Genomic DNA, 12808 nt, shown 5'->3' on the forward strand with positions numbered 1-12808 from the left:
CAAAGTGGGCCGCCATGCAACCGCAGCGAATCGCCTGGTGCAATTTTTTACTGCCTGTGCTGGTGGCCCATGCCGCCTGGCTGTGGAGCACTCTGCTCGGCGCCATCGATGGGTGTCTGCCGTACTGGGATGGTTGCGTGTCCATCAGCAAAGCGGCGCGCTCCAGCGACGCCCTGTATCTGTTTCGCGCCGGCATGATCATTCACGCTGTCTTACTGCTCGCCTTCTGGTTACAGGCGGGCGCTTTCCTCAAGCTGCATCAGTCTTCGAGCAGCGTAGTCCGCGCCATGCAGTGCCTGGGCGCCATCGGCGCGCTGTTTCTGGTGTTATACGCAGACTTCCTCGGCGTGGACGGACGCATTTACCGACTGTTACGCCAGTACGGCGTCACCATTTATTTCTCTTTCACCGTGCTGGCGCAGATGCTGTTATTGCGAAGTCTCCTGACCCTGTCGCACACCTCCGATTGGCCCGCCAGCGTCCGCGTGCAGACATGGCTGCGGGCGAAATCCTGGCTATGTTGGTGGATGCTGGCGCTGGGTCTGGCCAGCGTCGCCAACAGCCTGGTACTGCAAAATCCCGCGAAGGATCGTTGGGAGAATGTCATTGAGTGGTTTTTTGCATCTAGCATGACCACTTATTTCGCCTTCACCGCCATGATCTGGCGTCGTCTGGGCTATCGTCAGCGTCCGCACCTGGACGCCCCCGCCATTAAAACCGGTCCAAATATTAAAACCTGTCCAAAAAGACAAAATGCACCGTAATGGAGCGGTCAGGATTAGATTTAGGGCACGAAATCTTCCCTTCGATCTCCGTAAAATCTACGCAGAATCAAATAAAATTCATATTTATCAATTGGTTAATAAGGCATGGCAAGGTTGGCACAGTCTGTGCGATAAACAGGGTGAAGAGATTTCGCTAAGTTGTTACAGGCTTAACGTTTCTTCATCAATAGTCAGGGTACTTCTTTTGTACAACGACTGTTACCTCTACGCTCGTGCCTTAAGCCTCGCGATGGGACCAGGATGGACTTTTTAATAGGGACACCCCGGAAGCGAGGCATTTTTTTGTCTGCGCGCCAGACGCCGCCGGCCTTCTTTCCCCTACTTTCGCCCTTTGTAAGCATTTGTTAAGCCTATCAACGAATTTCCGCTTGCTCCCCGCTAGATTGACTCGCTCACAAAAACAAAAAGGACAGGGAACACCATGCGAATCCACTGTGGCGCACTGCTTATCGTCAGTCTGCTGACGCCGCTTCTGAGCGCCTGCGGCGGCGAGAAATCCGATGTATCCACTCTGCGCGACCCTCGCGAGCCGGAGCAACCGCCACCGCCCAGCGCCAACTTTCACGGTGTGGTGCTGGACGGTTATCTGCGTCAGGCCAAAGTCTGGCTGGATTTGAATGGAGATTATCTCGCTGGCGATGACGAGCCTGCGGTGATGAGCGGCGCCGGTGGAGAGTATGAGTTCACAGCGGAACAGTTAGCTGGCGTGGACGATCCCAAGCTCTACCCGCTCATGGCCTACGCGCTTCCCTGCATCACTCAGGATGAAGACCTGATGAACGCCGCCGTCTCTCCCGCCACGGATTGCGCATCCAGCGAACCGGGACTGGTGGATAAAGCCTATTTTCTGATGGCGCCGCCCGGAAGCCCGGTCATTTCCCCGCTGACCACGCTGGTGCGCATGCAGTACGACCTGATGCGGGAGGAAAACCCGGAAGCCACCGTCGAGCAGGCGCACCAGCGCGCCCGTGAGCGTGTGGGCTTTAACAACAATTATCTGTTCGATTACGTCAAAAGCGGACAGTATCGCCACCACGTCTACGCCAAGGCTTTCGCCATGGCGTTACAGAACATGATGACGGAAGAGGCGCAAAGTATTGACGCCGCCCAGCGTCTCGACAATCTGGACGCCACCAAAGTGAAAGTCATGGGCGCCAGTCTGCTGCACAACGCGCCGAAAATCGCCTATGCGGCGACGGGCGTCATGAAGGATATACGCTCCACGGAAGACTTTGCGGCCTATGATTTCTCTCTCTGGAAAACATCGCTGCAGTATGAAAATGCCCTTAACGATCCCCTTTCGATCAAGCAAATCAACTGGTACGTGCATCCGGACACGGAAAGCGCGGCGCTGGAGGGACGCAATGACAACGATGTGAAGCTGCTCGCCCTCGCCGGCGTGCAGGACCCGCAACGCAAGCACGTTGGTCGCGCCGGACTGACCTACGATTCCAAAGGCGCGGTGGCGGCGGTGCGTCTGGATGGCGGCGTGGATATGAGCCGTCGCGCCCTGTCTCTGGACGCCTATGTCTCTTCCCTGACCCTGGACCCATTGTATACGGAAATTTCACCCGCGGACGGCGAGTGGGACGTCGTCAACACACTGATGCTGGATCGCGGTCGTTGGGTGGAAACGTTCAGCAAGGTCGGCGACGCTGTATTGAGCCAGCGCACCAGCGAGACGGTTACCGGCCAGATGAGACCGCAAAAAGACGCAGGCGCGGGGCTCGTACGCATCAATTCCTATTCTACCGACAGCGCGACCCACAATCAGGTGCTGGTCAAACGCGCTTTCGTCTTTGACGGCGACGGACATTTGTCCAATGACACCTACGATAACAATCTGGAAAAGCTGAACACGCAATACGCCTACGCCAGCGACGGCAGACTGAACGGCATGCGCACCTTTACGGACAGGCCAGAGAGTTCCTGCGTTACGGAGCCGGGGTGCGAGATAGCGACCTCCAACTTTACCTACGACGCCGACGGCCGCAAACTGACACGACGTTATACCGACATTCATGACCCCGGTTTCGAATGGTGCGAACACTACGCGTATCGGGAGGATGGGCTGTTGGATTACGTCTATCTGGAACGTTACTCCGTGGACGCCGAACCCCAGGGCGAAGAGGGCGACGTCATTATGCTGGTCACTTACGAGTATGACGCATTACATCGCCTGATGGAGTAACCTATCCGCTTCCATAAACGGACAGGAACCGACGCAGAATAATGAAAGCTTCTCTCAGACTACTGGCGGTGGTGGGGGTCATCTTACTGACCTACTTTTTATTCTCGCCTGCGGTCATTGATCCGGAAGCCTATGACGCCCCATCGGCGCCGGATCTGGAAGGGCCTTACGCCCCGAATCAAAAGCTGTTGGATGCGGAATTAATCGGCCAGGGGCGACTGGACGGCCCTGAAGACGTGGATCAGGACGCCGAGGGCGCCGTTTACGCCGGGCTCGCCAACGGCGACATCATTCGCATCAACAAAGACGGTGAATTTGAAGTGCTCGCCAATACCGGCGGACGTCCGCTGGGCATTGAGTTCAATCCGGCCGGCGATCTGATTGTGGCTGACGCGGCAAAAGGATTATTACAACTCGATAAAGCGGGCAAACTCACCGTGCTGACCAGCAAGGCGGACAATCTGCCTTTCGGCGTCGCGGACGACGTGGATGTCGCCAAAGACGGCGTGATTTACTTCAGCGACGCCAGTTGGCGCTGGGGCGTGCATGAGCATCGCTTCGATCTTATCGAGAGCCGTCCACACGGACGCCTGCTCCGTTACGATCCCGCCACCGGCGCCACCACGGTTCTGCTGGACGACCTGTACTTCGCCAACGGCGTGGCGCTGTCGCAAAACGAGGATTTTGTGGCGGTGTGCGAAACCGGGCGCTACCGGGTGCGTCGTTATTGGCTGCAGGGTCCCAAACAGGGGACCAGCGATATGTTGATCGAGAATCTGCCCGGATTCCCCGATGGCGTCTCCAGCAACGGAGCGGGAGAGTTCTGGATCGCGCTGATAGCGCCGCGCAACGGGATACTGGATTTCATCCACTCGTTTCCCTGGCTGAAAAGCCGCATGTCCAAGCTGCCGGAAGCTCTGCAACCGCAGGCGGAGCGTTATGGATTCGTGCTGGGAATTAATGAGCAGGGGGAGGTTTTACACAACCTGCAGGACCCGGAGGGCGAGCGCCTGCACACCATTACATCCGTGGAGCAAGTCGGCGACATCCTGTTGTTCGGCACCTTGACCGGAGACCGGATCGGCCGTTTATCTTTAACCCGCAGTGAAAGCGAAAGTCCGGGGCTTTAACCGGACCCGCAAACAGATTAAGCGACGCCGTCCGCCAGTTTGGCGATACTGTTCGCTCTGTCAGTAATCCAATGGGACGACTGACTAAGGTGAGTGTCAATCATGCGGATCAGCTCGCGGTTGCGCACCAGCAGATCGCTGTAGAAATTCACCATCGTTTTGTTCGGGTTCGGGGTGCGTAATAACTCTTCGAGTTCTTTTTCCGCCAACGCTAACTCTTCCTGCAAGCGACAACGCTGAGCCTCAAGGGTGTTCATGGCTTACGACTTCCTGTTGTTGTTTGGCCTCCCGTAGCGCCCGCCGTCGGGATAGGTAAAAACCAGTATATCCACAATCCTTCCACAATTGGAGAAATAGTTCAAAATTTAACCTTAATACACATTTTTAGCCGTAACACACACAGTGCAGTTACATAACGCTAACCCTCGCTAAAACTAACGTTACAGGCCTTCCTGACGCCAGGACGGGGCGAGAGCGTCCAGTTTTCAGGCGCCTGCGCCAGTTTTTGCTATGCTGAATGTAGAACGTTCCAAGCTTATCCGTAAATTTGAGGCGCACATGACACCCGCAAAAATATCCGATGCCTGCACCGAGTTCCTCAGCTTGATCGAAGTGTTGGACGACGCCTATTGGGAGGCGTCCACCATCACTAACAAGGATACGATTTATGATGTGCTGAGCGTATTCCAGCAGGAAGCGGCGGAGCTGAATAAGCTCAGTATCCAGGACCACCATTATCCCTATGAGATGATCACCGAAGGCATTCGACAGGTCAGCCCCAAACTGCATCGTTTGCAGGCGTCCGTCTCTCAGGTGGTGGAGCGCACCCAGACCCAGGTCAGACTGCGTCAGTTATTGAAAAACGTCATGTTGATTATCGAACAACAGGCTAACCGCTGGTCCAGTCACGAGTAATTCCACGCCCCGAATTCGCGTCGCTCCGACTACAGTGCGAGCGGCGCGCATTGCAGATTGATTTGCCGGATCAACGCAGCCAATCGCGGCAGATGGTGCGCCAGCAAAGCCAGACCCGACGTCAGCAACGCCACGGAAATCTCCCGATCCGGGTCCGCCCAACAGAACTTATTGATCAGTCCGATATGACCGAAGGCGCGCTCCGTGCGCGGTCCCCATAAACCCACCGGATCTCCCCCCAGCATAAAGCCGGCGCTGTAGCGCATGGGGATCATCATCGTACGATCGAAGGTGCAGCCGCCGAACTCCTGCGTCGCCCGTTTTACGGTGACGGGTTGCAGAATCCGCCGTCCACGCCACTCGCCGCCATTCAACAGCATCTGAAAAAAGCGCGAGGTTTCCTCCGCTGTCGCATAGAGATTGGCGGCGGGGATAATGGCGTCCATCCAGCGTCGCTCATTGGAAATGTTCGCCGCCGCCGACATGTCCGCGCCTAGAGCGCGTTTAAGCGCCCAGGACACGGGAAACGGCGCCTCGGGACCGGTGGCGTAATTACGCGCGACGGCATGCTTCCCGGCTTCCTCCAGGCCAAAGGTAAAGTACTTCATCTCCAGCGGCGCACGCAGCGTCTGCTCCAGATATTCCGTAATGCCAGCGCCTGTCACTTTCTCCAGCACCCTTTGCAGCACAAAACCGCCGGTGATGGCGTGGTAAGCCAGCTTGCCGCCGTCCACCGCGATAGGTTTGGCTGCGCACAACAGTTTCCACACTTGCTCCTGATCGTACAGCGTGTCGAGAGATTCGTGGGTGGGAAGACCGGGAATGCCGCCCCGGTGAGAGAGAATCTGGTGAATCGTGATATTGCGTTTGCCGCGCTGGCCGAATTCCGGCAAGTAGAAGCTGACCGGGTCCAGCAGATTGATCAGACCCTCTTCCGCCAGCTTGTGCATCAACACCGCCGTCACCGCCTTGGAAGCGGAAAACAGGCATACCGGCGTGGCGGTGGTCATGGGTTGGCGGAACTCATCAGACGCGTCGCCGGGGCCGCCGCCGCTGGCGTAACCTATCGCGCGATTGAGAATGACGCGGCCTTTGCGGCGCACGCACAAGCTGATCGCCGGCTGGGTGCCAGTGGCGTATAGACGCTCCACCGCTCGCCAGATCTGCTGTACGCCTTCCGGCGCCACATCCACCCGTTCCGGACAGACTTCCAGACCCTCATCGATGACGCTCACCTGCGCCGGATCAGCGGCGACCTCCGCCAAGCGCAGAGGATTTCGCAGTAGACTCAACATAACAGCACTTCCACGTTGGCGGAAAAAAACGTCCCACGTAGCTGTTAAATTCTAGACGCTTTTACGCAGATGCCCAGAGCGAGACAGCGTCTTTCCCTGAGCGTCTGCGTGGCCTGCTATGACAGGGTCACCGGAATATAGTGATCCGCCAGCAGCGCCACGAATAACAGCATCAGATAGGTAATGGAGTAGCGGAATGTCTTGATGGCCGCATGCTTGCGCGAATCCCGCCACATCGCCCAGGCCCAGTCCAGGAAGCGCAACCCCAGCGCCAGCGCGGAGACAAAATAGATCCAGCCGCACATGCCGGTGATAAATGGCAGCATGGTGGCGGCGAATAGCATAAAGGTGTATAGCAGAATGTGCAGCTTGGTGTAGCGGTCGCCATGGGTCACCGGCAGCATGGGCACGCCGGCTTTGGCGTACTCGTCTTTGCGATGCACCGCCAGCGCCCAGAAATGCGGCGGCGTCCAGGCGAAAATGATCAGCACCAGCAACAGCGCGTGAGGGTCGACGGTTCCGGTCACAGAGGTCCAGCCCAACAGGGGCGGCGCAGCGCCCGCCAGCCCGCCCAGCACGATATTTTGCGGCGTGGCCCGTTTCAGGAACAGGGTATACACCACCGCGTAGCCAATCAGCGACGCCAGGGTCAGCCAGGCGGTCAGGGGATTCACGCCCCAGGCCAGAATCGCCATGCCCACCACCGCCAGAGCGAAGGCGAATGTCAAAGCGTGCAGGTTATCCACGCGCCCCTGCACAATCGGACGTTTTTGCGTACGCGCCATCACCGCATCGATTTTCTGGTCGACGATATGGTTGATCGCCGCCGCGGAAGACGCCAGCAAAGCGATGCCGAGGTTACCCAGAATCAGCGCATTCCAGGGCATGCCCTGGTCGCTGGCGAGCAGCATGCCCACCACCGCGGTCAGCATCATCAGAGCCACCACCCGGGGCTTGCACAGTTCGTAGTAATCGCGCCAGCCGGCGGCGGCCGTAGTGGAAGCGGTATTTTTCATGAGCGCACCTCTTTGGCAGTCCATAAACGGTATGTCACCCATACCAGGGAAATCAGCAGCAATGCCGCCACGCCGTTGTGGGCCACCGCCACAGGCAATGGCACGAGCGCCACCACATTGGTTACGCCCAGCGCAATCTGCAGGAGCAGCAGCGCTCCGGTCAGACCCAGGCTGCGCCGGAGAGGCGATCCCTGGGAGCGACGCCAGGCGGCGATCAGAAAGCCGCCCAATACCAGCAGCACGACCACCGCGCCCAGGCGATGGGTCATGTGAATCGCGACTCTGGCCTCGTTATGCATCAGCCCGCCGAGATAATTGGGGCCGATGGTCTGAGTGAGATTAAAACCGTGCTGAAAATCCATCTCCGGCCACAGTTTTTCCTGGCAGGTTGGGAAATCGGGACAGGCGACAGCGGCGTAGTTCGACGTCACCCAGGCGCCCAGAAAAATCTGTGTGGCCAATAACGCCACGGCGAGCAACGCCAGCGGCCTGAGTCGACGCCAGCGCCGCAGCGTTTCCGCAGAGACCGTCAGCGGTCTATCAAGGAGCCGCATGGCCGTCAGCGCCAGCAGGGTGAGTGTGCAGAAGCCGCCGAGCAGGTGCGCGCTGACGACTTGCGGCCAGAGCTTGAGCGTGACAGTCCACATGCCGAAAAGCCCCTGCAGAACCACCAGGGCGCACAAAAACAGAGTCAGTTTGCGAGGCGGCCGACGCGCGCCAGGAACAGAGTTGGGGGAAACATCGCGCCAGGACAGCGCGGCGATGGCGAATATCAACAGGCCCAGACCGCTGGCGAAGTAGCGGTGCACCATCTCCGGCCAGCCCTTATGCACCTCTACTGGCGCGTGGGGAAAACGGGCTTCGGCAATTTCGATCTCATGCGCCTCGTTCGGCACCGTAAGAAAGCCGTAGCAGCCAGGCCAGTCAGGGCATCCCAGACCGGCGTCCACCAGACGGGTGTATGCGCCGAGCAGAATCACACAGAAGGCCCAGACCGTGGTCAGGATAACCAGGCGACGCAGCCACTGCAGACGCGGGTTTACGACAGCCGACGTCACTAGCGCCGGCGGGGCGACATAGTCCATTTTCCAAACGCCTCTTGTTATTGTTGTTACTGCATTCGGAAGACGTTGATTTTACTGCCGGCTCAACGGCTCCCTGAGGAAGTCTTCAGACTCACTCTAACCAATCTTGGATACTTTGAGAAGCCGCTTAAGATCCTCCAGGATCGCCTTGCCGTCGTGCTTCTCTGAGTAATGCATCATGATGTTGCCCAGCGGGTCCATCAACAGCATATCGTACGGTTGCAATTGAATATTGTGCTTGTCCAACTTTGCGCGCAGCCCCTCCATGTCGGCGCTGGAAAAAGACGCCGGCAGCATACGGGGATAGTCGTTCAATGCTTGTTGCAGCGCCGCGTCGCCGGCTCCCGCCAGCAACGCCCGGCCCACGCGATCCGCTTCTTTTCCCAGCGCGACATTGATCTGACGGGACAGGTATAACGCCTGCAAACAGCGCTCACTGCAGGCGTCTCCAGCGACGGTGACCATCAGCCATTGCCGTTTGCCGTCAGCCTGGGTGATTTCATCCAGCCGCGTTTCCGGCAGGCTCACGCCGATCTCTAGGGCGTCCAGAGGAGGAATGATCAGGTCGCCATAATTGGTGGTGCCGGACGGAATGCCAATGCGACCGAAATACATCACCATCGCAGCAATAAGGGGGGTCGCAGCCACCAGGATGATGCCCCAGAGTTTGAGTCGCCCACGGGACGGAGGCGCGTTTTCAACCATGGCCAGTTGTTCCAATGTCTGTCTCTCCTGCTGCTTGTAATTGCTTATCTTCACTATCGCCGCGACGCCATTTCCAGATCGTCAGCGCCACCAGCGCTAACGCCATGGCGAACCATTGCACGGCGTAGCCATAATGTTTTTCCGGGCCCATCACCACGGGCTCCCAGACAGTCATCAGCGCGCCAGGCTGGTTCGGGTCGAGCCGCAACACCCAATCCGCCAACCTGCCAGGCAAGCGTTCGCGGACTTCCTCCAGCTTGAGCGTCTGCACTCGATAGGGCGCGGAGATTGACGTTTCATTCGCGCCCATGGAGTAGCTGTCCGTGAGCTGATCCGCGCGTCCTTCCAAAGTCAGCCGTCCCGGCGCGGAAGGAATCGTCGGCAGCACGCTTCGGTCCAAATCTCCCGGTATCCATCCCCGCTCCACCAGCACGCATGCGTCATCGCGAAGGCAGAAAGGCGTAAATACCCGATATCCGAAGCGGCCTTCCCGTATCTGGTTGTCCAAAAGCCAGTCGCCTGACTCAGAGTAAACGCCGGACACTGACACTCGCGCATAGCGCGGCGGCTCCTGCAGATTGTCCTGAGATTGCGGCGCCTTGTTCTGCATGCTCTGATAGGCCTGCAACCACTGTTCTTTTTCCTGCGCCCGCAGCAATTGCCAGCAACCCAGCCCGACCAAAACCGGCAGTAATAACAGGCTGAACAGCAGGATTTTCCAGTTCACTCATTCCCATCCCGACATGCCGGCCAGAAGCCCGCAGACATTTTCGCCAGCGGCGTTTTCACGCGGATGCTGCGCGCATAGTTTGTCTGCAATGTCTTTGTTATAGTGGGCTGAAAAAATAAGAGGGAACCCATGAAAATCCTTGTTTTGTTACTACTTACAGGCGCAGTCGTCAGTCTTTTCAGCGGTTTGTTTTTTCTGGTCAAGGATGACAGCACCAGTAAACGCACCGCTAAAGCGCTCACCTATCGTGTGGGCTTTTCCGTCGCCCTCATCGTCGTGCTGCTCGTCCTGATGTTCAGCGGGCATTTGCAGTTGAATCCGACGCCCCACTAATCGTTGGGACGCCGCCGGAGTCACGGCTCCGGCGAGGTCAAAAGACCCGACGCAAGCATCGGGTCGGTCATCAGACTACATGATGTAAACCAGCACAAACAGGCACACCCAAACCACATCCACGAAGTGCCAATACCAGGCGGCGGCTTCAAAACCGAAGTGATGCTCCGCCGAGAAATGGCCTTTCATATAGCGCAGCAAAATAACGGTCAGGATAATCGCCCCCAGCGTCACGTGCATGCCGTGGAAGCCGGTCAGCATAAAGAACGTAGTGCCATAAATGCCGGAATCCAGCGTCAGGTTCAGCTCATGATAGGCTTCTATGTACTCGTAAACCTGAAAGCCCAGGAAGACCGCACCCAGCAGAATGGTCAACGCCAGCCATAACTTCACTTTGTCGCGATCATTCTTTTTGATGGCGTGATGGGCGAAGGTGATAGTGACGCTGGAAGTCAGCAGCAACACGGTGTTGAGCAGCGGAATGCTCCAGGGATTAATGACCGCTTCCGGCCCTGGGAACACCTTCGGATCCGGGTTGTGAAGCAAGGGCCAGGAGCCCTCGAAATTCGACCACAGCAGGGTGTTCATAGTGCCTTCGCCTTCGCCGGCCAACCAGGGCACGGCCAGGAAGCGCACATAGAACAACGCGCCGAAGAAAGCAGAGAAGAACATCACTTCGCTGAAGATAAACCAGGACATGCCCCAGCGGAACGAGCGGTCCATTTGAGCGTTGTACAATCCAGCCATGCTTTCCTTGGCTACATTGCCAAACCAGCCAAACAGCATGTACACCATCACTGCAACGCCGATACTGAACATCCACCAGCCGGTGCTGGTGTCGCCGCCGCTTTTGTTCACCATCACCGTCGCCAGACCGGAAAGGGTCAAAAACAGCCCCACCGTCGCAATGATGGGCCACTTACTCTGTTCCGGTACGTAATAACTTTGTTGAGTCGCCATAGGTCCTCCCGTGGCAGTTATTTTGTTCTTGTTATCTCAATACCCTTGCGCGCCTACTTCACAGTAGGCGGCTCAGAGAAGCTGTGGTAGGGAGCCGGAGACGGCAACGTCCATTCCAGTCCGTCCGCGCCTTCCCAGACCTGAGCGGTGGCTTTCTTACCGCCCCGGATGCATTTGATAACAATAAACAGGAACAGCAGTTGCGTGGTTCCGAAAACGAACGCGCCAACACTGGATATCTGGTTAAAGTCGGCGAATTGCAGAGCGTAGTCAGGAATCCGCCGCGGCATGCCGGCTAGCCCCACGAAGTGCATCGGGAAGAAGGTCATGTTCAAGCCAATGAACGACATCCAGAAGTGCACTTTGCCCAGCGTTTCGTCGTACATGTTGCCGCACCATTTCGGCAACCAGTAATAGGTGGCGGCGAAGATGGAGAAGATCGCGCCCGGCACCAGCACGTAGTGGAAATGCGCCACCACGAAATAGGTGTCGTGATACTGGAAGTCCGCCGGCGCGATGGCCAGCATCAAACCGGAGAAGCCGCCGATGGTGAACAGAATCACGAAGGCCACCGCGAACAGCATCGGGGTTTCAAAGGTCAGTGAGCCGCGGAACATGGTGCTGACCCAGTTGAACACTTTCACTCCAGTGGGGACGGCGATCAACATGGTGGCGTACATGAAGAACAGTTCTCCGGCCAGCGGAATGCCGACGGTGAACATGTGGTGCGCCCATACCACGAATGACAGGATCGCAATCGACGCCGTGGCGTACACCATGGAGGGATACCCGAACAGCGGTTTGCGGCTGAAAGTTGGAATGATCTGCGATGCCACGCCGAAGGCGGGCAGGATCATGATGTACACTTCCGGATGGCCGAAGAACCAGAATACGTGCTGGAACAGCACCGGATCGCCGCCGCCTTCCGCTTTGAAGAAGCTGGTGCCGAAGTTGATGTCCATCAGCATCATGGTGACGGCGCCCGCCAGCACCGGCATAACCGCTATCAGCAGGAAGGCGGTGATCAGCCAGGTCCACACGAACAGAGGCATTTTCATCAGGGTCATGCCCGGCGCCCGCATGTTCAGAATGGTCGCGATCACGTTAATGGCTCCCATGATGGAGGAGATCCCCATCATGTGCACTGCGAAGATGAAGTAGTTCACGCTCGCTGGCGCGTAGGTGGTGGAGAGAGGCGCATAGAAAGTCCAACCGAAGTTAGGACCGCCGCCTTCCATCAACAGGGTGGATAACAACATGGCGAAAGCGAATGGAAGAATCCAGAAGCTCCAGTTGTTCATTCTGGGCAGCGCCATATCCGGCGCCCCGACCATCATGGGAATCAGCCAGTTGGCGAGCCCTACGAAGGCGGGCATGACCGCCCCGAACACCATGATCAGACCATGCATGGTGGTCATCTGATTGAAAAATTCCGGATGGACGATCTGCATGCCTGGTTCGAACAATTCCGCCCGAATCACCAGGGCCATGGTGCCCCCGATGAGAAACATGGCGAAACTGAACCACAGGTACATGGTGCCAATGTCTTTATGGTTGGTGGTGAAGAGCCACCGCTTGAAGCCTTTAGCCGGACCGTGATGGTGATGCGCGTCAGCGCCTAGTACCGCACTCATGGTCAAACTCCTCTTAAATTGGTTGTGTG

The 12808-nt window shown here is 57.5% G+C and carries 13 protein-coding genes; 5 read left to right on the forward strand and 8 right to left on the reverse strand.

Features of this window, described 5'->3' with window-relative positions; genetic code table 11:
- Positions 1-14 precede the first annotated feature (14 nt).
- From ONV78_RS01730 to ONV78_RS01740, 3 genes are all read left to right on the forward strand, one after another.
- The gene (locus ONV78_RS01730) at positions 15-764 is read left to right on the forward strand and encodes a hypothetical protein (RefSeq protein WP_279500581.1); all 750 of its coding nucleotides are present in this window, start codon (positions 15-17) and stop codon (positions 762-764) included.
- Positions 765-1206: 442 nt separating this feature from the next.
- Complete coding sequence (locus ONV78_RS01735) at positions 1207-2976, forward strand: hypothetical protein (RefSeq protein WP_279500583.1); 1770 nt, start codon at positions 1207-1209, stop codon at positions 2974-2976.
- A gap of 41 nt (positions 2977-3017) precedes the next feature.
- Entirely contained in the window at positions 3018-4106 is a 1089-nt protein-coding gene (locus tag ONV78_RS01740; protein WP_279500584.1) for an SMP-30/gluconolactonase/LRE family protein, read from the forward strand.
- Positions 4107-4123: 17 nt separating this feature from the next.
- Here the strand turns inward: ONV78_RS01740 and ONV78_RS01745 are convergent, their stop codons facing one another.
- Positions 4124-4363: a hypothetical protein gene (locus tag ONV78_RS01745; RefSeq protein ID WP_127967819.1), complete on the reverse strand. Its 240-nt coding sequence runs from the start codon at positions 4361-4363 to the stop codon at positions 4124-4126.
- 301 nt (positions 4364-4664) lie between these two features.
- Here ONV78_RS01745 and ONV78_RS01750 point away from each other — a divergent pair, with 301 nt between their 5' ends.
- Positions 4665-5021: a hypothetical protein gene (locus ONV78_RS01750; protein ID WP_216735276.1), complete on the forward strand. Its 357-nt coding sequence runs from the start codon at positions 4665-4667 to the stop codon at positions 5019-5021.
- A gap of 29 nt (positions 5022-5050) precedes the next feature.
- On the opposite strand, the gene ONV78_RS01755 is transcribed toward ONV78_RS01750, so the two are convergent.
- The 5 genes from ONV78_RS01755 to ONV78_RS01775 form a co-directional block, all read right to left on the reverse strand.
- Positions 5051-6316 carry a serine hydrolase gene (locus tag ONV78_RS01755; protein WP_279500587.1) on the reverse strand — a complete coding sequence of 422 codons (1266 nt, stop codon included), beginning with the start codon at positions 6314-6316 and terminating at the stop codon, positions 5051-5053.
- Positions 6317-6432: 116 nt separating this feature from the next.
- Positions 6433-7332 carry a heme o synthase gene (cyoE, locus tag ONV78_RS01760; RefSeq protein WP_279500589.1) on the reverse strand — a complete coding sequence of 300 codons (900 nt, stop codon included), beginning with the start codon at positions 7330-7332 and terminating at the stop codon, positions 6433-6435.
- Positions 7329-8417 (reverse strand): COX15/CtaA family protein, encoded by a 1089-nt coding sequence (locus ONV78_RS01765; protein WP_279500591.1) that lies wholly within the window; start codon positions 8415-8417, stop codon positions 7329-7331. The genes cyoE and ONV78_RS01765 overlap by 4 nt, the downstream gene beginning before the upstream one ends.
- A 96-nt stretch (positions 8418-8513) precedes the next feature.
- Complete coding sequence (locus tag ONV78_RS01770) at positions 8514-9137, reverse strand: hypothetical protein (RefSeq protein ID WP_279500593.1); 624 nt, start codon at positions 9135-9137, stop codon at positions 8514-8516.
- Positions 9115-9849 carry an SURF1 family protein gene (locus tag ONV78_RS01775; protein WP_279500595.1) on the reverse strand — a complete coding sequence of 245 codons (735 nt, stop codon included), beginning with the start codon at positions 9847-9849 and terminating at the stop codon, positions 9115-9117. The genes ONV78_RS01770 and ONV78_RS01775 overlap by 23 nt, the downstream gene beginning before the upstream one ends.
- A gap of 132 nt (positions 9850-9981) precedes the next feature.
- On the opposite strand from ONV78_RS01775, the gene ONV78_RS01780 reads away from it, so the two are divergent.
- Positions 9982-10185, forward strand: a complete 204-nt coding sequence (locus ONV78_RS01780) for a twin transmembrane helix small protein (protein WP_164887160.1) — start codon at positions 9982-9984, stop codon at positions 10183-10185.
- A gap of 75 nt (positions 10186-10260) precedes the next feature.
- Here ONV78_RS01780 and ONV78_RS01785 read toward each other — a convergent pair whose 3' ends face one another.
- Positions 10261-11145, reverse strand: a complete 885-nt coding sequence (locus ONV78_RS01785; RefSeq protein ID WP_216735271.1) for a cytochrome c oxidase subunit 3 — start codon at positions 11143-11145, stop codon at positions 10261-10263.
- A 53-nt stretch (positions 11146-11198) separates the two neighbouring features.
- Entirely contained in the window at positions 11199-12779 is a 1581-nt protein-coding gene (gene ctaD, locus ONV78_RS01790) for a cytochrome c oxidase subunit I (protein WP_216735270.1), read from the reverse strand.
- Between the last annotated feature and the right edge of the window lie 29 nt (positions 12780-12808).

The sequence above is a fragment of the Hahella sp. CR1 genome, from assembly GCF_029813005.1.
Taxonomy (GTDB): Bacteria; Pseudomonadota; Gammaproteobacteria; order Pseudomonadales; family Oleiphilaceae; genus Hahella.

What these genes read in the sequence shown, in the direction of transcription:
- ctaD (WP_216735270.1), bottom strand. Translation starts at nt 12,779, where the DNA reads ATGAGTGCGGTACTAGGCGCTGACGCGCATCACCATCACGGTCCGGCT.
- ONV78_RS01765 (WP_279500591.1), bottom strand. Translation starts at nt 8,417, where the DNA reads ATGGACTATGTCGCCCCGCCGGCGCTAGTGACGTCGGCTGTCGTAAAC.
- ONV78_RS01745 (WP_127967819.1), bottom strand. Translation starts at nt 4,363, where the DNA reads ATGAACACCCTTGAGGCTCAGCGTTGTCGCTTGCAGGAAGAGTTAGCG.
- ONV78_RS01750 (WP_216735276.1), top strand. Translation starts at nt 4,665, where the DNA reads ATGACACCCGCAAAAATATCCGATGCCTGCACCGAGTTCCTCAGCTTG.
- ONV78_RS01785 (WP_216735271.1), bottom strand. Translation starts at nt 11,145, where the DNA reads ATGGCGACTCAACAAAGTTATTACGTACCGGAACAGAGTAAGTGGCCC.
- ONV78_RS01780 (WP_164887160.1), top strand. Translation starts at nt 9,982, where the DNA reads ATGAAAATCCTTGTTTTGTTACTACTTACAGGCGCAGTCGTCAGTCTT.
- ONV78_RS01735 (WP_279500583.1), top strand. Translation starts at nt 1,207, where the DNA reads ATGCGAATCCACTGTGGCGCACTGCTTATCGTCAGTCTGCTGACGCCG.
- cyoE (WP_279500589.1), bottom strand. Translation starts at nt 7,332, where the DNA reads ATGAAAAATACCGCTTCCACTACGGCCGCCGCCGGCTGGCGCGATTAC.
- ONV78_RS01755 (WP_279500587.1), bottom strand. Translation starts at nt 6,316, where the DNA reads ATGTTGAGTCTACTGCGAAATCCTCTGCGCTTGGCGGAGGTCGCCGCT.
- ONV78_RS01730 (WP_279500581.1), top strand. Translation starts at nt 15, where the DNA reads ATGCAACCGCAGCGAATCGCCTGGTGCAATTTTTTACTGCCTGTGCTG.
- ONV78_RS01740 (WP_279500584.1), top strand. Translation starts at nt 3,018, where the DNA reads ATGAAAGCTTCTCTCAGACTACTGGCGGTGGTGGGGGTCATCTTACTG.